Origin of the sequence: Pseudarthrobacter sp. PH31-O2, from assembly GCF_030063265.1 — a bacterium.
Lineage (GTDB): Bacteria > Actinomycetota > Actinomycetes > Actinomycetales > Micrococcaceae > Arthrobacter.
Genome location: NZ_JASIST010000008.1, coordinates 15428 through 35522, shown reverse-complemented (window position 1 = coordinate 35522; position 20095 = coordinate 15428). Strand labels below are relative to the sequence as shown.

Annotated in this window: 19 protein-coding genes; 8 read left to right on the top strand and 11 right to left on the bottom strand. The window is 66.3% G+C overall.

The window, feature by feature from the left end:
- Positions 1–142 precede the first annotated feature (142 nt).
- Together QMG72_RS12930 and QMG72_RS12925 are read right to left on the bottom strand one after the other, a co-directional pair.
- A complete protein-coding gene (locus QMG72_RS12930) occupies positions 143–1516 on the bottom strand; it encodes an aspartate aminotransferase family protein (RefSeq protein WP_282358844.1) in 1374 nt (457 codons plus the stop codon).
- 28 nt (positions 1517–1544) lie between these two features.
- Positions 1545–3032, bottom strand: a complete 1488-nt coding sequence (locus QMG72_RS12925) for a CoA-acylating methylmalonate-semialdehyde dehydrogenase (RefSeq protein ID WP_226775348.1) — start codon at positions 3030–3032, stop codon at positions 1545–1547.
- Positions 3033–3214: 182 nt separating this feature from the next.
- On the opposite strand from QMG72_RS12925, the gene QMG72_RS12920 reads away from it, so the two are divergent.
- The 5 genes from QMG72_RS12920 to QMG72_RS12900 all read left to right on the top strand — a co-directional run bounded on the left by QMG72_RS12920 (position 3215) and on the right by QMG72_RS12900 (position 9618).
- Positions 3215–4132, top strand: coding sequence for a LysR family transcriptional regulator (locus tag QMG72_RS12920; RefSeq protein WP_226775349.1), 918 nt, complete (start codon positions 3215–3217; stop codon positions 4130–4132).
- 376 nt (positions 4133–4508) lie between these two features.
- Positions 4509–5858, top strand: a complete 1350-nt coding sequence (locus QMG72_RS12915; protein ID WP_226775350.1) for an MFS transporter — start codon at positions 4509–4511, stop codon at positions 5856–5858.
- 48 nt (positions 5859–5906) lie between these two features.
- Positions 5907–7172, top strand: coding sequence for a M20 family metallo-hydrolase (locus tag QMG72_RS12910; protein ID WP_226775351.1), 1266 nt, complete (start codon positions 5907–5909; stop codon positions 7170–7172).
- The gene (locus tag QMG72_RS12905) at positions 7169–8632 is read left to right on the top strand and encodes an amidase (RefSeq protein ID WP_282358840.1); all 1464 of its coding nucleotides are present in this window, start codon (positions 7169–7171) and stop codon (positions 8630–8632) included. Before QMG72_RS12910 ends, QMG72_RS12905 begins: the two co-directional genes overlap by 4 nt.
- A 2-nt stretch (positions 8633–8634) precedes the next feature.
- Positions 8635–9618, top strand: coding sequence for an aldo/keto reductase (locus tag QMG72_RS12900; RefSeq protein WP_283480718.1), 984 nt, complete (start codon positions 8635–8637; stop codon positions 9616–9618).
- A gap of 4 nt (positions 9619–9622) precedes the next feature.
- On the opposite strand, the gene QMG72_RS12895 is transcribed toward QMG72_RS12900, so the two are convergent.
- Positions 9623–10147 (bottom strand): DUF488 domain-containing protein, encoded by a 525-nt coding sequence (locus QMG72_RS12895; protein WP_283480716.1) that lies wholly within the window; start codon positions 10145–10147, stop codon positions 9623–9625.
- A 94-nt stretch (positions 10148–10241) separates the two neighbouring features.
- On the opposite strand from QMG72_RS12895, the gene QMG72_RS12890 reads away from it, so the two are divergent.
- Positions 10242–10889: a uracil-DNA glycosylase gene (locus QMG72_RS12890; protein ID WP_283480715.1), complete on the top strand. Its 648-nt coding sequence runs from the start codon at positions 10242–10244 to the stop codon at positions 10887–10889.
- A gap of 10 nt (positions 10890–10899) precedes the next feature.
- Here QMG72_RS12890 and QMG72_RS12885 read toward each other — a convergent pair whose 3' ends face one another.
- The 6 genes from QMG72_RS12885 to QMG72_RS12860 form a co-directional block, all read right to left on the bottom strand.
- A complete protein-coding gene (locus QMG72_RS12885) occupies positions 10900–11631 on the bottom strand; it encodes a maleate cis-trans isomerase family protein (protein ID WP_253031915.1) in 732 nt (243 codons plus the stop codon).
- A gap of 10 nt (positions 11632–11641) precedes the next feature.
- The gene (locus QMG72_RS12880) at positions 11642–13081 is read right to left on the bottom strand and encodes an amidohydrolase family protein (RefSeq protein ID WP_283480714.1); all 1440 of its coding nucleotides are present in this window, start codon (positions 13079–13081) and stop codon (positions 11642–11644) included.
- Between the two features lie 36 nt (positions 13082–13117).
- Positions 13118–13942 (bottom strand): aspartate/glutamate racemase family protein, encoded by an 825-nt coding sequence (locus tag QMG72_RS12875; RefSeq protein ID WP_283480713.1) that lies wholly within the window; start codon positions 13940–13942, stop codon positions 13118–13120.
- A complete protein-coding gene (locus QMG72_RS12870; protein WP_226775359.1) occupies positions 13939–14622 on the bottom strand; it encodes a GntR family transcriptional regulator in 684 nt (227 codons plus the stop codon). The genes QMG72_RS12875 and QMG72_RS12870 overlap by 4 nt, the downstream gene beginning before the upstream one ends.
- A 68-nt stretch (positions 14623–14690) precedes the next feature.
- Entirely contained in the window at positions 14691–16031 is a 1341-nt protein-coding gene (locus QMG72_RS12865) for an MFS transporter (RefSeq protein WP_226775360.1), read from the bottom strand.
- Between the two features lie 424 nt (positions 16032–16455).
- Positions 16456–17292 carry an alpha/beta fold hydrolase gene (locus tag QMG72_RS12860; protein WP_226775361.1) on the bottom strand — a complete coding sequence of 279 codons (837 nt, stop codon included), beginning with the start codon at positions 17290–17292 and terminating at the stop codon, positions 16456–16458.
- A gap of 176 nt (positions 17293–17468) precedes the next feature.
- On the opposite strand from QMG72_RS12860, the gene QMG72_RS12855 reads away from it, so the two are divergent.
- The gene (locus QMG72_RS12855) at positions 17469–17636 is read left to right on the top strand and encodes a DUF8730 family Cys-rich protein (protein ID WP_226775362.1); all 168 of its coding nucleotides are present in this window, start codon (positions 17469–17471) and stop codon (positions 17634–17636) included.
- A gap of 72 nt (positions 17637–17708) precedes the next feature.
- On the opposite strand, the gene QMG72_RS12850 is transcribed toward QMG72_RS12855, so the two are convergent.
- Positions 17709–18611, bottom strand: coding sequence for a serine hydrolase (locus tag QMG72_RS12850; RefSeq protein WP_283480712.1), 903 nt, complete (start codon positions 18609–18611; stop codon positions 17709–17711).
- Positions 18612–18803: 192 nt separating this feature from the next.
- Here QMG72_RS12850 and QMG72_RS12845 point away from each other — a divergent pair, with 192 nt between their 5' ends.
- A complete protein-coding gene (locus tag QMG72_RS12845; protein WP_283480710.1) occupies positions 18804–19724 on the top strand; it encodes a 2-hydroxyacid dehydrogenase in 921 nt (306 codons plus the stop codon).
- A gap of 172 nt (positions 19725–19896) precedes the next feature.
- Here the strand turns inward: QMG72_RS12845 and QMG72_RS12840 are convergent, their stop codons facing one another.
- Positions 19897–20049, bottom strand: a complete 153-nt coding sequence (locus QMG72_RS12840; RefSeq protein WP_283480708.1) for a hypothetical protein — start codon at positions 20047–20049, stop codon at positions 19897–19899.
- Positions 20050–20095 lie beyond the last annotated feature (46 nt).

Sequence of the window (20095 nt, the reverse complement as noted above, 5' to 3'; positions counted from 1 at the left end):
TGCACTCGGGAAGGGAAATCCGTCCGGACCTCGGATGGCCTGAACCGTCTGCGACAACGCCACGGCCTCGCGGTCGATGTTCGTCCGCGGGGCCGTGGCGTCCTTGCGTGGATCGTCAGTTCGTGGTGAAGTCCGCCCTTCGTCAGGCCGCGAAGCCGTCCGCGATGTCCAGGACCTCGTCCAGGATGGCGAGTCCGGCCGCTGTGTCTTCGATGCTGGTGTTGCAGGGCGGGACGACGTGGATGCGGTTGAAGTTCGCGAACGGCAGGAGGCCGCGGGACTTGCAGGCGGCCACCAGCTGGTTCATTTCCGGGCTGGAGCCGCCATAGGCAGCCATCGGCTCGCGCGTCGCACGGTTCTTGACCAGCTCGATGGCCCAGAAGACCCCGGTTCCACGGACTTCGCCCACCGAGCGGTGGTTTTCCGCGAAGCCGGCGAGTGCCGGCCCAATCACGGTTTCCCCGAGCAGCGCTGCATGCTGCACAATCCCTTCGTCCTCCATGGCGTTGAGGGTGGCCACGGCGGCCGCGGTGGCCAGCGGATGTCCGGAGTAGGTCAGGCCCCCGGGGTAGACGCGCTTGCCGAAGGTGGCCGCGATTTCGGGGCTGATCGCCACCCCGCCCAGCGGAACGTAGCCGGAGTTCACTCCCTTGGCGAAGGTCAGCAGGTCCGGGACGACGTCGAAGTGCTCGATGGCGAACCACTTGCCGGTCCGGCCGAAACCTGACATCACCTCGTCACAGATCAGGACGATGCCGTATCGGTTGCAGAGGTCCCGGACCCCCTGGAGGTAGCCGGGCGGCGGCAGGTAAATGCCGGCCGTTCCCGGAATGGATTCGAGAATCAGCGCCGCGATGGTGGACGGGCCCTCAAAACTGACCAGTTGCTCCAAATGCTCCAGGGCCCGCTGGCTTTCCTCTTCCTGGGTGGTGGAGTGGAACGCGGTGCGGTACAGGTACGGCGGGAAGAAATGGATGGTTCCGGTGCTGGCGTTGTCGCTGTCCCAGCGGCGCGGGTCTCCGGTGAGGTTCACGGCGAGCTGCGTGCCGCCATGGTACGAGCGGTAGGCGGAGAGCACCTTGTGGCGGCCGGTGTGGAGCCGGGCCATCCGGACGGCATGCTCATTGGCATCCGCGCCGCCGTTGGTGAAGAAGATCTTGTTCAGCTCCCCGGGGGTCCGCTCAGTGATCAGGCGGGCCGCCTCGGAACGGGCGTCGTTGACGTAGCTTGGCGCGATGGTGCACAGCTTCGCGGCCTGGGCGGCGATCGCGGCTACGACGGCGGGGTGCTGGTGACCGATGTTGGTGTTGACCAGCTGGGAGGAGAAGTCCAGATATTTGTTGCCCTCACCGTCCCAGACGTGGGATCCCGCAGCTGCCGTGATAACCATGGGGTCCAGGAGGTCCTGGGCGGACCAGGAGTGGAAAACGTGCTTGCGGTCCAGCTCGTACGCCCGACGGGCGGTCTCGGCGGTGTCCTTGATGTCCAGGATGCTGCTGTCAATTGTGGAAGTCATATCAAATGCCTTTCTGGTGTGATGCCGGTCAGGCGTTCTGCGGGAAGCCAAGATTGATCCCGCCGTGGCTGGGGTCAAGCCAGCGGGACGTGACAGCCTTGCCCCTGGTATAGAAACCGACGCCCTCGGTGCCGTGGGCGTGGGTGTCACCGAAGAGCGAGTTTTTCCAGCCGCCGAAGGAGTAGTAGGCCATGGGGACCGGAACCGGAACGTTGATGCCGACCATACCGACCTCCACCTCGTTTTCGAAGCGGCGGGCAGCGCCGCCGTCGTTGGTGAAGATGGCGGTGCCGTTGCCGTAGGGGTTGGTGTTGATCAGTTCGAGCGCCTGCTCGTAGCTGTCGACCCGGACCACCGACAGTACAGGGCCGAAGATTTCGTCCTGGTAGATGGACATGTCCGGCGTGACGTTGTCGAACAAGGTGGGGCCGACGAAAAAGCCGTCACCTTCCGAATCGGGGGCCACCTGGCGTCCGTCAACCACCACTGTGGCGCCGGCGGCCTCGCCGGCGTCAATGTAACCGGCCACCTTGTCCCGGTGGACGGCCGTGACAAGCGGGCCCATGTCGCAGCCCCGCATGCCGTCTCCGGTGCGGAGCGGCCGGGTACGCTCGGCAATTTTCGCCACCAGCTCATCGGCGATGCCGCCCACGGCGAGGAGCGCGGAGATGGCCATGCAGCGTTCGCCGGCCGAACCGAAGCCGGCGTTCACTGCTGCGTCGGCCGCGAGGTCGAGGTCGGCGTCGGGCAGGACAATCATGTGGTTCTTGGCGCCGCCGAGGGCCTGCACACGCTTCCCGTTGGCGGTTGCCGTCTGGTAGACGTACTTGGCGATCGGCGTGGATCCGACGAAGGAAACGGCCTTGATATCGGGGTGGCCGAGCAAGGCGTCTACTGCCACCTTGTCGCCGTGCAGGACATTAAAGACACCGTCCGGCAGCCCGGCTTCCTTCCAGAGTTCGGCCATCCAGTTGATCGCCGTGGGGTCCTTTTCGCTGGGCTTGATAACGACGGTGTTGCCGGCCGCGATCGCAAGGGGGAAGAACCACATCGGCACCATGGCCGGGAAATTGAAGGGGCTGATGATGGCGACCGGCCCCAGCGCCTGCCGGATCGAGTGGACATCCACATTGGTTGACGCATTCTCCGTGTAGCTGCCCTTGAGCAGGTGCGGGATGCCGCAGGCGAACTCGACGACTTCCTGCCCGCGGGTCACCTCACCGAGGGCGTCATCCAAAACCTTGCCGTGCTCCGAGGTGATGATGGCGGCGAGTTCGCCTTTGCGTGAGTTGAGCAGTTCGCGGAAGGCGAAGAGGACCTGTGTGCGGCGGGCCAAGGAGGTGTCCCGCCACGCAGGGAACGCGGCCCGGGCCGCCGCGACAGCGGAGTTGCCCTCGTCCGCACTCGCCAGTGACACCAGGCCGGTGACCTTGCCCGTCGCCGGGTTGGTAACCGGGGCCGTGCGCGCCCCGGCCGGGACGTAGCGGCCGTTGATCCAGTGCTCGATGATGTTCAAGGTGTCTCCTCATGCGGGGTGGTCAGTTGTTTGCCTTCAGTGTGTCCGGCGCGGCGGCGCAGCAAAAGTGCGGGTGCGTAAAGAGAATCGCTGCGCGTTTTGCACATTGTAAATATTTCCGTTGTCCGCGCCATCGGGCCCGCGCGGCAATGGTGCTGCGGTCGGGAATGCGACCATTGAGGATGACGAAGCCCTTTACCCTCACCCAGCTTCGGTACTTCGCGGTGGTGGCCGAGCTCGAAAATATGACCAACGCGGCCGAGCGGCTGCTGGTCACCCAGTCCACACTCTCTACGGCGATGGCCCAGCTTGAAGCCAGCCTGGCTACCCAGTTGTTCGTCCGGCTCCGGACCCGCGGCCTGCGGCTGACGCCGTCCGGCAGGCAACTGGCCCAGGACATCAAGGTGTTGCTGGAACACGCCGATTCCCTGTACGAGTCGGCCCGGGGGCTCGCGACGAGCCTGGTGGGGGAGCTCAAAGTCGGTGTCTTTTCGCCGCTGGCGCCGTTCAGGCTCCCGGCAATTCTTCAGACCTTCGAAGGCCAGCACCCGGGAGTGGAGGTCTCCTTCCTCGAAGCCGATCTTGCGAGTCTGCAGTCCGCCCTGCTTGAGGGCTTGTGCGATGTTGCACTTATGTACGGTCTTGGCCTGGGCCGCGGATTCACGCACACCGTCCTGGAGCGCGTGCCGCCCCATGTGCTCGTCCACGCGGAGCATCCCGCAGCCAACCGCCCCGAGCGCAGCATCGCGCTGAAGGACCTTGAAGGCGAACCTTCGGTAGTGCTGGATCTGCCGCACAGCCGGGAATACTACGAGCAGCTCTATGCCATCGCCGGTGTAACCCCGAATGTCCGGCACCGATTTGCCGGCTATGAAACGGTCCGGTCATTTGTGGCCAAGGGCCACGGGTACGCCATGCTCAACCAGCGGCTCCACAGCGACTTGACGTACTCCGGGGGGCGTGTTGTGGCGCTCACCCTAACGGATGATTTCCCGCCGATCGAAGTTATGCTGGTCCGCCCCGACGGCGTCACCCCCACCCGCAGGGCCCTGGCTTTTGAGCAGACATGTATCCGCCTCTACGGTGCCGCCCGGAACTAGCCGCCCGGAACTAGCCGCCCGAAACCAGCCGCGGCCATGCCGGCCAGCCGTTTTGGCATTGGCAAAATCGATCGATCGATCAAAAACAATCAATTGGACAGATGTGAAGCGGATCACACAGAGTTGCTGCAGTGCGGCGGCGTTGGCGACTTACCGGTGAAAAAATCCCCGCAGCGACGGCCTAGGCCGAATCCCTCAGCTCGAAAGCCATTCTGATCAAAGGAGATTCCATGGTTCCGATTCACAGCCCGCGTGTCCGAAACATGTCCAGGCCGAGTCAGGCAGGCAACACCGCGGCAACAACCGCAGAATTCAATTTCCGCGGCCGTAACCTGGCACAGGTCATCGGAAACACGGCGCCCCTAGCGTGGCTGTCATGACAAGCAACGACATCAAAGACCAGCCGCAGTCCGCCCGAACCGCAACAGAACAGGGCTCCGCCCCTGCCGTGCCCCGCATCACCAAGATGCAGCGCCGGGTGCTGGCTGGCGGCAGCATCGGCCAGTTCATCGAGTTCTACGACTTCACCTTGTACGGCCTCACCGCCGTCATCTTCTCGCAGGTGTTCTTTCCGGGAAGCAATCCCGTCACGGCCATGCTGGCCACCTTCGCGACCTTTGGCGTGGCATTTGTGGTCCGCCCCATCGGCGGGTTGTTCTTCGGGGCCCTCGGCGACCGGATCGGCCGGCGTCACGTCCTGACCATCACGCTTATTGCCATCGGCGGGGCAACCGCCCTGATGGGGCTGCTTCCCACCTATGCCCAGATCGGCGCATGGGCACCGGTCCTGCTGGTCCTCTGCCGCCTTATCCAGGGATTCTCCGCCGGCGGTGAATCTGTGGGAGCGCCGTCGTTTGTCTTCGAACACGCACCGGTCAACAGCCGCGGGTTCTGGCTCAACATCACCATCGCCGCCACTGCGCTGCCCTCAGTCTTTGCCGGCACGATGATCCTGATCCTCAGCCAGTCCCTGTCGAACGAGGATTTCACGGCCTGGGGCTGGCGCCTGCCGTTCCTGCTGGCTTTGCCGCTGGCGCTTTTCGGCGCCTGGATCCGCAGCCGGACGGTGGAGAGCGAAGCGTTCAACGAGGCCAAGGCGGCCCGGACCAAGGAATTCAGCCCGGTCCGCGAATCCTTCCGCGAGAATAAGCTCCGGATGGTGCAGGTCATCTTTGTGATGGGGCTGACGGCCATGGGGTTCTACTTCCTCTCCGCCTACTTCGTCTCCTATGTCCAGACCACCGGACACCTGAGCCGCGAGCAGTCGCTGATGGCCAACGCTGCAGCCCTCGCCCTCTACGCTGTCCTGCTTCCGATCGGCGGCCGCCTCGGGGACCGTTTCGGCCGCAAACCGATGCTGATTGCAGGTTCGGCAGCTTTGGCGCTGCTCTCGGTTCCGAGCTTCATGCTGGTCACCAGCGGCAGCTTGCCCCTGGCCCTGCTGGGCCAGGCACTCTTCGTCGTCGCGCTCTGCATTTACGGCGGCGGCTGCTACACCTTCTTCGTCGAGATCTTCACGACCCGGACGCGTTTCACCTCGGCGGCGATCAGCTACAACGGCGCCTACGCCCTTTTCGGCGGCACAGCGCCGTTCATCGGCACGGCCCTGGTCGGCAGCACAGGTGTTCCCCACGCACCCGGCTTCTACATGGCCGCCGCGGCCGTCGTTGTGCTCCTGCTCGTGCTGTTCACCAAGGTGCCCGAGACGCGCGGGCGCGTCGGCTAAGCCCGCCGCCGCCGGTTCCTCGACACCCCACCACACAAAGGACTTCCCATGAACTCAGCAGCTTTCCTACAAGACTTCCATTTCGTGGCCACCATCGGCGCCACGCCCAATAGCGGCGTCGACCGGCAGGCGGCCACCGCCGAGGATGCGCAGACCCGCAACTGGTTCGCCAACTGGGTCAACGACGCCGGCTGGGAACTTCGGGTCGACGGGATCGGCAACATGTTCGCCCTGCTCGAGTGGACGCCGGGAGCACCGTATGTGCTCATTGGCTCGCACCTGGACAGCCAGCCGCTCGGCGGACGGTTCGATGGTGCCTACGGCGTCATCGCCGCACTGCACGCGGCACGGCGGATCGGGGCCGACGTCGCTGCGGGCGGGCCGGCGCCGCGGTTCAACCTGGCGGTGGTGAACTGGTTCAACGAGGAGGGCGGGCGTTTCGCCCCGAGCATTATGGGCAGCTCAGTCTTCGCCGGGTTGCTGCCGCTGGAGCGGATGCTGGACGTCAGGGACCTGCACGGCACCAGCGTCCGCGAGGCGCTGGAGGGCATTGGGTATCTCGGTACGTCCGAGGGACCCGAGGTGGCCGGCTACGCGGAGATCCACATCGAGCAGGGCCGGATCCTGGAGCGGGAGGGGATCAATATCGGCTTGGTTGAGAGCAGCTGGTACACCCAGAAACTGGACATCGAAGTGCTGGGCGAACAGTCCCACACCGGAGCGACGGCCATGGCTGACCGGCACGACGCCCTGGTGGCCGCGTCCAAAATCATCCTGATGGTCCACGACGTCACCGAGGACTTCGCGGACCAGGCCCTTGTCTCTTCCGTTGGGCAGCTGACGCTGGAACCGAACTCGCCCATTGTGGTGGCGCGAAGGGTGCATCTTGTGGCAGACCTCCGATCAGGCGATCCGGACATCGTCGCGGCTGCCCGGGCCAAGCTCATCGCTGACATCGACCTGCTGGCCCGCACACACGACATCAAGGTCAACGTCAAGGATTTCGATGTGCGCCCGATCCGCCGGTTCCCCGAGGCCGGACTGGAACTTGCGGACAAAGTCGCCGCTGACCTGGGCCTGTCCTCCCGCCGTATCCGGACCATGGCGGGCCACGACTCGGTGGCCATGAACACCGTGGCGCCCGCCGTGATGCTCTTCGTTCCCAGCGTCGACGGCGTCTCGCACTGCGAACGCGAGTTTACGTCCGACGCCGACATGGTCACCGGAGTGGACATGCTCACCGGAGTCGCCCGCCAGCTCATCGACGGTGCCCTCGCGGAAGCTGCCGATGTGCCGGCGTCGGGCGTGGCATGACCGAGCTGCACTACCTTGACGCTACGACGGCACTGCGGCTCTTCCGGGCCCGGGAACTCTCACCGGTGGAATTGCTGGAAGCGGTAGCGGCAAGGACCCAAGCCGTGAATGGGGGCATCAATGCCCTGACGGAAACCCTGTTTGAGGAAGCGCTCCCGGCCGCCCGGCAGGCGGCCGCCAGCTATGCACGCGGACGGGACCTGACACCGCTGCTCGGATTGCCGGTCGCCGCTAAGGAGAAGCACGGGCTCAAGGGACGCACCCTCTCGCAGGGGCTCGTCGCCCGCAAAGGGGACCGTGCAAAGGCAGACCATCCAGTCATCGATCGAATCCGGCGGGCCGGGGGAATCATTCATGCGCGCACCACAACCCCGGAATACAGCTGCGCCACGGTCACCCACAGCGCCTTGTGGGGTGTGACCCGCAATCCCTGGAATCCGCAATATTCCCCCGGCGGCTCCTCGGGAGGCTCCGGGGCGGCGCTCGCCGCGGGGCTGGCACCGCTCGCCACAGCCTCGGACATCGCCGGCTCCACCCGGCTGCCGGCCTCGTTTACGGGCACCGTCGGCTACAAGGCGCCGTACGGACGGATCCCGGGCCTGCCGCCGCTTTCCGCAGACCACTACCGGGGCGACGGCCCGATGGCGCGGACCGTCGCGGACACGGCGCTGCTGGCAAACGTGATGGCCGGCCGGCATGCCGCTGACCATACGTCCCTGGGCGGCGGCCTGGCGCTGGCCGTGCCGCCGACAGGTGCCGATTCGGTGGCCGGCCTGCGGATTGCACTGTGCATCCGGCTGGGTAACTACCCGGTTGCTGCTGATGTGGAGGCCAACACACGCGCCGTGGCATCGGCGTTGGCCGCAGCGGGCGCCGTGGTGGAGGAGATCGAACTGCCCTGGACCGTGGAGCACATCAGCCGGACGATATTTACGCACTTCGGCTACCTGCTGGGCCCGGTCATGGAAGATGACACTGCCGATGCGCCGGAGCTGCTGGCCGCCTACACCCGGCGCTTTATGGCCGACGCACAAAAAGCTGCCGGGGAAAATCGTTTCATCGACGGGGTCCGGGCGGAGACCCGAATCCAGGCCGACCTTGCCGCGGCGATGGCGGGCTTTGATGCCCTGATCTGCCCCGCCTCGGCCGTCGCGGCGCTGGATGCCGACGGTATGTATCTTGACGGGATCGACGCCGGCGGCGTCCGGCTTGGGCACTACTGGCAAGCCCATATGACGGCGCCGTTTAATATCGCCAACCGGTGCCCGGTGCTTGCAGTGCCCAGCGGCATGGCCGAGTGCGGCATTCCCACGGGGGTCCAGATCGTGGGCCATCCGTTCGATGATGCGACGGTCTTCGCAGTGGGTGCCGCCGTCGAAACGGTGCGCCCGTGGGCGGACCGGCGCCCGGACCTGGTGGCGTCCGCCGGTCCTCCCCGCGGCACGGTGGCTATAGTCTGATGATGGAAAAGCGAATCTTGGGTAAGACCGGACGGAACGTCTCCATCGTGGGACTGGGGACCTGGCAGCTGGGCGCGGACTGGGGAAACGTGGATTCCGCGCAGGCGCAGGCCGTGCTGGGCGCATCCGTGGAGGCCGGCGTTACGTTCTTAGACACCGCCGACGTCTATGGCGATGGCCGCAGCGAGCAGGCCATCGGTGCGTTTCTGCGGACCAACCCGGGCCTGGATATCACCGTGGCCACCAAAATGGGGCGGCGGTTGGAGCAACTGCCGGAGAACTACAACCTGGCGAACTTCCGCGAGTGGACGGACCGCTCCCGCCGGAATCTGGGCCTGGAGCAGTTGGACCTGGTTCAGCTGCATTGCCCGCCCTCCGCCGTGTACAGCAACGCCGAAGTCTACGACGCGCTGGACACACTTGTGGACGACGGCGCCATCCGGAATTACGGCGTCAGCGTGGAGCGGACGGACGAAGCCCTCGAAGCCCTTCGCCACGACGGAACGGCGACGGTGCAGATCATCCTCAACGCCTTCCGGCTCAAACCCCTGGACGAGGTGCTGCCCGCGGCGGCAGCGGCCGGCGTAAGCATCATCGCCCGCGTGCCGCTCGCCTCCGGGCTGCTCTCCGGAAAATACACCGCGGACACGTCCTTCGCGGCGGACGACCACCGGAACTACAACCGCACCGGTTCGGCCTTCGACGTAGGGGAAACCTTTTCCGGTGTGGACTTCGGGCAGGGCTTGGCCGCGGTGGCGGCGTTCGAGGAACTGGTGCCCGACGGCGTCAGCACCGCCCAGGCGGCCATCGCCTGGATCACGGCCCAGAACGGCGTCAGCACCGTGATCCCCGGGGCGCGGAACCCGGACCAGGCCCGGTCCAGTGCCGCAGCGGCGGGTGTCGGCGGCATCGACGCGACGTTCGACGCCGGGGTCCACGAAGTCTACGACCGCTATTTCCGCGCATCGATCCACCCGCGCTGGTAGGCGGTTACTCTGCCGGGTACCAGAGCCGGTGCCCGTCAACGCGGGCGAAAGAAGTCAGTGCGTGAGGTTTGGTGGACTTTTCCGTCATGATGTCCAGCACTTCGACATTCCGGAGCAGGAGGGCGTCGCCGATCAGGGAACGGTGGCAGCGCCACGGGACGGCTTCGGCGCACATAATCGCCGCATCGTTGGTCCGCCCGCGTTCCATCAGCTTCCCGACGGCGGCGGCGAATTCTTCGGTCTGCATGTAGTCCGCGTATCCCCGGAACGACGCGTTCCGCCAGGCGCCATTGGGGCTTCCTTTGCTGGTGGGCCGCAGACCGCCGAGGGATGCCATTCTCCGGTAGGTGATCCCGCCGGCACGCACACTCGCCGCAAGCACTTCCGCAGCGAACTGCGGATTGTGCCGGGACCTCGGGACGGTGCGCACATCGATCAGTTTCTTGACGCCGTGGGCTTTGAGGATGCTGATGAATTCGTCGATGGGATGAGTGGAGTGCCCCACCGTAAAGATGGTCATGTCCGTCATGTCCCCATGATATGGCGCCACAAGGGCTGGTGCCGGCGGCCCAGCGCCCGGATAGTCTAAGTAACCAACGAACTGCCAAGGGAGCGGCACCACCATGGCACCATCCGCCATTGAGGACTTTGTTGCCAGGCTGGCGTCGGTGGAAACGGGTCCGGGCTGCGCCAACTTCTTCGATCACAGCATCCCCGCGAATGCGCTGCGCCGGCAGAATCTGGCGATTTACCTGCGGGAAATGCTGGATCGGTCCCCGAAAGTGCTGCTGGTAGGGGAAGCCCCGGGCTTTCGGGGCATGAAGCTCACCGGAGTCCCGTTCACCAGCCGCACCACCCTCCAAAATCCTCACGGGTTTGGCCTGTTCGGGCCGGGAAGCGGATACGTGCTGCCGCCGGATGCTGACGGCGTTGCGGCAGAGCCCACAGCAACGGTGATGTGGGAGGTCCTTGCCGAGCTGGACTTCCTGCCGTTGCTCTGGAGTGCGTGTCCTTGGCATACCCACGTGCCCGGCCGGCCGCTGTCCAACCGCACTCCAACAGCCGCCGAAACAGCACTCGGATCTCCGTTCTGGCGGGTGCTGGCCGACACCTTCGCGATCGAAACAGTGGTGGCCGTGGGCAACGTGGCGCACCGCAGCCTGCTGCGGAGCGGCCTGGATGTGACGAAAATCAGGCATCCCGCGCATGGCGGCCGGTCCGGTTTTAAGCGTGGCCTGCAGGAGCTGCTCGGTTCCGGCCTTCCGGCGTAAGGGCGCCGGCTCAGGCCGAGGCGAGCAGCCTGCCCCAGCGCCGATCCAGCAGCGGTGCGCCGGCCAGCTTGAGGCAATGCCACAGCGTGACGGCCACCGAGTCCAGGACGGGAACGCCCGTCTCTGCCTCGATTTCTGCGGTGATGTTGGCGCCATAGAGGTTGGTGCAGAGGTAGATGATGGCATCGGGCCCGGCTGCCGCCAGCTCCAGCGAGCCCGGACGCATCTCCTCATCCGCCACGCGGGCGAACGATTCGTTGTCGCTTAGGCCCAGGTACCGATGGTCGAGGGTTTTGATGCCGTCCCGTTGATAGGACGCCACGATCTGCTCGTTGACGTCCGCGGTGTACGGGGTGAAGAGTCCGATGCGTTCTGTGCCGAACGAGCTGAACGCCGCCATGTACGCCAGGGTGGAGGTGGTGGCCGGGATGCCCGTGGCGTCCGTGATGTCCGCCGCGAGCCGGCGGTCGTAGTCGACGCCCAGCCAGGAACCGGAAGTACCGTTCCAGGCGATGACGTCCACATCGGCGGTGGCAAGGAGTTCGGCGGCCGAGCGCATGACGGCGGCATCGAACTGTTTGTCCGAGGATTTGTCCAGGGCAATCCGGGTGACGGGGATCCGGGCGAAGTGGATGGTGACGTCCTCACGGTCACCCAGGATCCGGTAGCTCTGCGGTTCGAGGCAGGTGTTGGATGACGGCACGATCATGCCGATGCGGGTGGCGCGGGTTGCGGAAGGCATTGCGGGGCTCCTAGCGGGTGGCCTGGGCGGCGGGAACACGGACGGATGCAGTGGTGGCCTGATGCTCGCGGAAACCGTTGCGGGCCACGAAGTTTCCGACCGGGCCGGGGTCATGGAACCCGCCGCCGTCGAGCACCACACGTCCGGCGGAGACGACGACGGCGGGCCAGCCTGTAAGCGTCCGGCCCTCGAAGGGCGAGAAGTCGGTGCCCATGTGGAGGGCGCCGCCGTCGACAACGCGTTCCTCCGCCGGATCGAAGATGACCAGGTCGGCGTCGAACCCGGGCGCGATGCTTCCCTTGCCCGGGAGGGCGTTGATGCGGGCCGGCCCGGCGGAGAAGACTTCCACGAAGTCCTCCACCCGTGCTCCGCGGGAGGCCTCCAGCAGGGCGGTGAAGGTGACGGGCATCCGGGTTTCGACGCCCGGGAGTCCGTGCGGCATTTCGCGGATGTCGTCCGTGCGCTCCCGCTTTTGCGTGAGGTCGTAGCAGGAGTGGTCGGAGGCGACGGTATGGATGGCGCCGTCGGCAAGCCGATCCCGGAGTGCGGCGACTGTCTGCGGACTGCGCATGGGCGGGCAGCAGGCGTACCATTCGGGCATCACCGAGCCGTAGACGCTGTCGTCGAGGGTGAGGTAGTGCGGGCAGGTCTCGGAGTACGCCTCCTGGCCGCGTTCGCGGGCTTCGGTGACCAGGTCCACGGCGCCGGGGGTTGACTGGTGCACAAAGTAGACGGGGGCTCCGGTGTATTCGGCCATGGCCAGGGTTTCCTTGACCGAAACCTCCTCGGCCAGTTCGGGGCGGGTGCGGTGCAGGTATTCGATGCCGATCCGGCCGTCGTCCGCGTGCTGCTGCGTACAGTCCGCGATGATGGGGTCGTGCTCGGCGTGGATGTAGGTGAGCCCGTCCAGTCGCACCATCTCGCGCATGACCTTCAGGATCGTGTCCCCGTCCGCCATGGTGCTGCCGCGGTTGGTGGTGTACATCTTGACGGACCTGACGCCTTCGGCGGCGAGCTGCTCCAGTTGCCACGGCACAGTTTCGTCCCAGCTGACCACGGAGCCGTGCAGCGCCACGTCGCAGCGGGACTCCCGGGCCAGTTCCTTCTTGTGCAGCACGGCCGCGAGCGGGGTCTCCCGGGCATCGCGGGGGATGCCGAAGTCGATGATTGTGGTGGTGCCGCCCCACAAGGCGGCCGTCGACGTGGTCCGGTAGTCATCGAGGGTGCGGAAACGGCCGGTGATCTGGGCAACGTGGCAGTGTCCGTCGACGCCGCCGGGAATAACGAGCCGGCCGGCGGCATCGATGATGCGAACGCCGGCGGGGATGGGCTCGGCAGCGTCGACAAGCCGGTCGATGCGCCCTTCCCGGACCACAACGTGGGCCTCTTGGCGGCCGAAGCTGTTGACCACTGTGCCGTTGGCGATGACGAGTTCTGGGGTGTCTGACATCGGTGTCCTCCTGGGGAGAAGTAGCTGGTTGGCCGGTTAGGTGATGACCGGTTGCCGGATGGCGCGGTTCGCGGCGGTTTCGCCGCGGGCGGCGTTCTGCGCGGTGGTGAGGGCCGCCTCCAGGTTCTCCGAGAGGCCACGGCGGGCCTTGGCCGGGGGAGCGGCGAAGGCACCGGCGCGGTGCGGGCCGGAATCAAGTCCGACAACGGCTTCGGCCAGGCGGATGCCCGCCGAGATGCCGTCCACAACGGGCACCCCGATCTGCCCTCGGAGTTCGCGGGCCAGCCCGGCGAGCGGCGCTCCGGCGAGGATGACGACGTCGGCCCCGTCCTCGGCGACGGCCTGGTGGCTGAGTGCCAGCAAGGCTGCCTTGAAGTCCTGCTGGACCGAGGCGATGCCGTGGAGCGCTTCGTTGAGGGAGCGGATCGATGCGAGCCGGCCGCCGAGGCCGAAGCGTTCCACGCAGTCCCGGTACCAAGGCCGGATCCGGTCCGAGATGGCGATGATGGAGAAGCGGTGTCCCTGCAGGGCGGCGGCGCAAAGGGCGGCCTCGGTGATGCCAAGGACGGGGATGCCGGTGAGTTCCTTCAGTGCCGGCATCCCGGGGTCCCCGAAGGCGGCCACCACCACGGCGTCGACGCTGGTATCGGATCCCGGCCCGTCACGGGTGTATTCCGCGACGATTTCGGCCACTGCTCCCGCCGCGATCAGTGACTCAAAACGGGTTTCGATGTATTCCACGCCGTATCCGGCGGTCCGGACCACAAGTTCGGTGCCGGGGGCGGCGGAGCGTAGGGCTTCCGCCTCGATCAGCGCCGTAACGTCGTCGCTGATGTTGGGGTTGATAACAAGAAGTTTCATGGGTTCTTCCGATGAAGGGCGGGTTCTGTCCGGCTGAAATCCTCCGGAAACTGTTCACGGTATTTGCCGATGTGCGACGCCGATTGGGCAGCTGCCCGTTCCGGGTCGCCGCTGGCGATGGCGGCATAGAGGGCACGGTGTTCTTCGATGAGCTCCGGCAGGTCGCTGACGTGACGGAAGAGCCAGTGCATCCTGCCCTGGAGCGGTTCCAGGGCGGACCTGAGGAAGCCGTTGTCCGCGATCCGGGTGAGGGCATCGTGGAATTCGCTGTTGGCGCGGTGGGCTTCCATAATGTCGCCCCTGGCCAGGCAGCGGTCTGCCTCGTCCAGCAGGCCCTTGAGGCCGCCGAGGTCCTCCGCGGTAGCGCGGGCCGCGGCCAGGCGGCAGGCCAACACCTCAAGGGACTGCCTGACGTCGAACAGATCCTCGACGTCTTTGGGGCTCAGGGTGCTGACCTCGGCCCCGCGGGCGCCCCGGTCGCTGATGAGCCCTTCCTGGCGCAGCATGCGGAGCGCTTCGCGGACGGGGAGGCGGGAGACGTTGAATTCAGCGGCGAGGTCGCGTTCCACCAGCCTGGTGCCGGGAACGTAATGCCCTTCGAAGATCCTGGTGCGGAGGGTGTCCCGGACGGACTCCCGAAGGGGGCGTTCCTTGTCCTGGGTCTGTTCTGCGCTGTGCATGTTTCTCCACTTTCGGTTCTTTTCCGGCATAGCGTTCCCGGCTTCAGGAACAGGTGCGTGTGGCCAGCTTAGACAGGTAGCCGCTTGTTGTAGTTCAGGGTCAGCACGGAGACGCCCATGATGATCGCGGATCCGACGAAGTACAGCAGCGCCCAGGTGTAGGAGCCGGTGGCGCCCACGATCAGGCCGACCGCGATGGGGGTCACGAAGCCGGAGATGTTGCCGCTGAAGTTCATCGCGCCGCCGAGGACGCCGGCGTTGGTCCGGCCGCCCAGGATGGAGGGGATGCTCCAGAACAGGCCCACCCAGCGGAGGAAGAACATCACCACGGACAGGAGCACAACGGCGGTGGTGGGATCGGCCACGACGGTGACGCCAATCAGGCCGCCGATCACAACCACGCTGGAGGTGCCCAGGAGTGTGCGCATCACGCGGTTGGCGGAGGCGCCGGTGGACTGCCACTTGTCGGCGATCGCGCCGCCCAGGATTTCCCCGACGAAGCCGGCACCGAAGATTACGAAGGTGGACCAGCCGATGGTCTTCAGGTCAAAGCCCTTGTCCTGGGCCAGGTAGAGCGGGCCCCAGGTCAGGAGTCCGTAGAAGACGCCGTTGAAGCCCAGCCAGCCGAAGCACATGGCCCAGAAGGAACGGAACTTCAGGTAGGGCAGGAGTGCGCGCTTGCCCTTGCTTCCGTCGAGCTCGGCCGCGGCGTCCTCGGCAGCGTGGGATGCTTCGATGTATTCAGCCTCGGCAGCATTGACCCCGCGGTGCTGGCGGGGGTTGTCCCGGACGTACCACCAGACGGCAAGGCCCATCAGTACGGTGGCGGCGCCGGCCATGATGAAGGCGATGCGCCAGCTGCCGGTGGAAGCGATTAGGCCGGCAATCAGGATGCCGCCCAGGCCGGCGCCAAGGGGCGCGCCGGCGTCGAGGATCGTGGCGCCGCGTCCGCGCTCTGATTTGTGCATCCAGATGGCGTTGAGCTTGCCGCCGGCCGGCATAACGCCGGCTTCCGTGACGCCGATGCCCAGCCGGGCAATGAACATGCTGATGAAGCCGCCGGCCAGCCCGGACGCTGCCGTGGCCGCGCCCCAGCCAACACAGGACGCCGTCATGACCTTGCGGGGACCGAATTTGTCGATCAGGAGGCCTACCGGGACCTGCATCAGCGCGTAGGTCCAGAAGAAGGCGGAGAGCAGGAGGCCCACAAGTTCAGGGGCGAGGTTGAATTCTTTCTGGATGATCGGCAGGGCCACCGAGATGGAGCCCCGGTCGATGTAGTTGACGGCGACCAGGACCAGCAGGAGCAGGAACATTTTCCAGCGGACGTTGGTGCGACGTTGCACGCCGTCCTTGCCGGTCTTGTCGTCGGGGAGGGGTACTGCGGTTTCAGTATTTTGAACAGACACAACTTCTCCTTTGCAGAGAGGAAGATTGCAGGCGGGGAAAAAAGACGTGGGTGTTCGCGGGGCAGGAGGCCGGTTGGTGGGGCACCCTGGGTCCAATCCGGACGCGCCGGGCAAGTAACTGACTGCGGCTCGGGATCCGTAACGCGATCTTTTGGGATCCCATTTTGGGATCCCAAAATTCAGAGTAGAAGTGACCTCCGCCACTGTCAAGGGATTTTCCTGCGTCGTGGCCCAGCCGGGCCAAATAACCGATTGTGACTGCCGTGGGGGATCGTCTCACTGCGCGGTTGGGCCGGGCGCGGAGGCGTGAGGGGCCGGGCGATGGGCGCGCAGAAGGGCCCGCGGCGGCGCCGCGGGCCCTTCTTGTGTTGCGTCGGGAGCTGTAGTGCCCGGCTGCCTCGGTATCCCGGCGAACCGGGCGGGCCTACTTTGCCAGGAACCCCAGCAGCAGCTCGTTAACCTCTGCGGCGTGCGTCCACAGCATGCCGTGCGGGGCGCCCTCGATCTCCACGTACTCGGCGCTGGGCAGCGCCTTGGCGAAGCGGCGGCCGGTGGCGTCGATTGGCAGGATGTTGTCCGCGGTGCCGTGCACAATCAGGGTGGGGACGTCGATTTTCGGGATGTCGCCCCGGAAGTCCGTGAGCCAGGAGGGCTGGGCGGCCACGGAGGCCGTGGGGCCGCCGGAGGATGCCAGGTTCCAGCCGGCGCGCATGACTTCCTCGCTCAGCCGCGGGGTGCCCAGGAAGGTGCCGCTGTTGTAGAAGTTCTTGAAGAACTCGGTGAAAAAGGCGTAGCGGTCTGTGGTCACGGCCTCCAGCAGGCCGTCGAATACGGACTGCGGGACGCCGTCGGGGTTGTCGTCGGCCTGCAGCAGGTACGGCTCCAGGGAGCCGAGGAACACGGCTTTGGCCACCCGGGCCGAGCCGTAGGTGCCGAGGTACCGGCCCACCTCGCCGGTGCCCATCGAGAAGCCCACCAGCACGGCGTCGTTCAGGTCCAGCGTGGTGAGCAGGGCGTCGAGGTCGGCGGCGAAGGTGTCGTAGTCATAGCCGTCGGTGGGCTTGCTGGACTGTCCAAAGCCGCGGCGGTCGTAGGTGATCACCCGGTGGCCTGCGCCCAGCAGTGCCGTGGTCTGCTTCTCCCAGGAGGATCCGTCCAGTGGATAGCCGTGGATCAGGACTACCGGCTGGCCGCTTCCGTGGTCTTCGTAGTAGAGCTCAATGTCGGTGCTGTTCTCGGTTCCAACCTTGATGTAAGCCATATCAGCGGTCCTCTCGGTACGGTTCGGAAGTCAGTTTGTGCGGGAGCGGCACGGTTCAGCTGCCACTGTAGGGAACCAACGCCGTCCGGCCGGCGAGTGTTCCCAGGGCCGCATTTGGTGCGGCTATACCCCTGGGGGTATAGTGGTCGGGACGGACCTACCCAAAGGAGAACCAGATGTGCCGACAGGTTGCATGCAAGAAGTGCGGTAAGACCACCTGGGCGGGCTGCGGCCAGCACGTTGACCAGGTCATGCGGGGCGTCAAGGGCGCCGACCGCTGCAAGGGTCACGAGGGTGAAGTCAGCACCAAGACCGGTTTCTTCGCCAAGCTCTTCGGCCGCTAAACCGATTCTCCGCCGAAACGAAAGTGCCCCTGCCGCGCCCGCTGCAGCAGGGGCTTTTTCCGGTAACCGGCCTTAGTCCAGCAGCGCCCTCGCCACCACGTCGGTCAGTTCGTGGATCACGGCCAACCGTTCCTCGCTCTCGAGGTCCTCGCCCCAGGTGTAAATCGTGAGCGCGTAGGACCGCTCGCCGGCGGTCAGGAGCGCTGCATCGTGGACGTAGCCCTCCACTTCGCCGTACTTGTGCTGCACAGTGATCTCCGGGCCGACGGCGGCGGGAATGAGCCGTTCGTTGTTGGTCTCCTGCATGTAGCCCAGCAGCTCCCGGGTGTGCTCCGCATTGAGCAGCTGCCCGGTGGACAGTTGCTGGAGCAACCCCGCCATCTCGGCAGGTGTCAGCAGGTTCAGTTCCGGGTCGTAGCTGATCCCGATCGATGCGGCGTACGCGATCAGCTTAGGGTAGCCAATGTCCTGCATCAGCAGCAGCCAGGAGTCGTCGCTGCTCGTGTTGACCATCGCCTGGAGCTGGAACGAGGCGTCATAGCTGCCCAGCGGCGCGTTCAGTGACTTCTCGCCGGTTTCCACCAGATGGTAGTAGGCAGCCGCCGTGATGATCTTTGCCGTGCTCGCTGCCATAAATTCGGCCCCGTCGCCGTAGCTGCGCGGCTCCCCGCCGCGGGTGTCCGCCACTGCGACGCCGATCCGGTAGCGGGAGTTCTCTGCCAGGATCCGCGGGATCTCGGCGTTAAGGTCGACGGCGGCCCGCGGAGCCTGCGCCGCCGGAGCCGCACCGGGCTGACCGGGCCACTGGTCCTTCAGGCTGGACAGGAAGCCCGACGCCGGAACGGGACCGGTGCGCACAACGGCCAGGATTCCCACGCCGAGCAGCACCAGGACCGTCGCCGCCCAGACCAGGAGCAGCTTGCTCCGGGCGCTGAGGGTTTTGGCGGCCGGGCGGGAGGGTCCCGAGGTGTTCATGGTGCAGGACCTTCCGGGTCAACAAGAGGGGGGATTCCTTGAAATGTATGCCGGGAGGCGGGGCAAGTCCACGCCCCGCGCGGGGCGGCGCCAAGCTGAGGGGAAACTCCCAGCTCTGACTTTGTCGGGCGTGCCACCGCGGTCGGCGCAGCCTGCGCCGTCGGCCCGTGCGGCCCCGCTAGGCTGGCAGTTATGCCGAGGAAAATTACTGTCAGCCTGCCGGATGCGACCCTGCGCCAGTACCTCAGGCCGCACCCCGACGTCGACGTCCTCGAGTGGGACCTGTCCGGGGAACCTCCCCGGCCGCGGATCGACATTGTGGTGCCGCCCTACATGGGCGGTCCGGGCGTCCTGCGCAGCCTGGCGGCAGTGGAAACCGGGCTCGTGCAGGGCCAGTCGATTGGATATGACGGTGTTGCGGAGGCGCTGCCGCCGGGCCGGGTGTTTGCCAATGCCGCCGGCGTCCACGAAACCTCCACCGCGGAGCTGGCCCTTGCCCTGGTCCTGGCCAGCCAGCGCGAGTTCCCGCGGCAACTGCAGAACCAGCAGGAGGGCCGCTGGGAGACCCGCTCCACGGCCAGCCTCGCGGACCGCAAGGTGCTGCTGGTCGGCTACGGCGGCGTTGGCAAGGCGATCGAGGACCGGCTCCTGCCCTTTGAAACCACCGTCACCCGCGTGGCCAGCACGGAACGGGCCGAGCCGCGGGGCCACGTCCACGGCATCACCGAACTGCCCGCCCTGCTGCCGGAGCACGACATTGTGATCGTGGGGGTCCCGCTCAACCACGCCACGCATCACCTCATCGACGATGCCTTCCTCGCGGCCATGCCCGACGGCGCCTTGCTGGTCAACGTGGCCCGCGGACCCGTCGCGGATACCGAAGCCCTGATTCGGCATACCGCCACTGGCCGGATCCGGGCGGCCCTGGACGTCACTGATCCGGAGCCGCTGCCGCAGGACCACCCGCTGTGGCGGACGCCAGGCGTGATCATCAGTCCACATGTGGGCGGGGATACCTCGGCGATGCTCCCGCGGATGGGCCGGCTGCTCCAGCGGCAGATCGACCTGATGCTGGCGGGCGAGCCGCCAGCGAACGTGGTGCTGGGCGGCTAGACCAGCTGCGGGGTGAGGACGCAGAACTGGTTGCCCTCGGTCCCGCCAGGCACGCCCACGGCACATCACCTTGTCCGACGTCGGCGTCAGTGGCGCCCGGCGCCCGGAGCCCAAAGCCCGGCGCCCGGAGCCCGGCCACCTCCGACGCTTGGTGATCACCCGGAGTAGGGCCTCAGATCCAGATGGACACGGCCACCCACGCTCTCCAGCGCGCGCGATGGAACTCCAGATACGGCCCGACAACCTTGGCCGAACGCAGCCTCGCGGAATCGTCGGCCACCCAGTGCAGGGTCCAGTCCGTCGCCTTGCTCCAGAACCGGGCCATGGCACGCGGATCCGCGCAGCAAGCTACACCGGGCCGGCGACCGGGC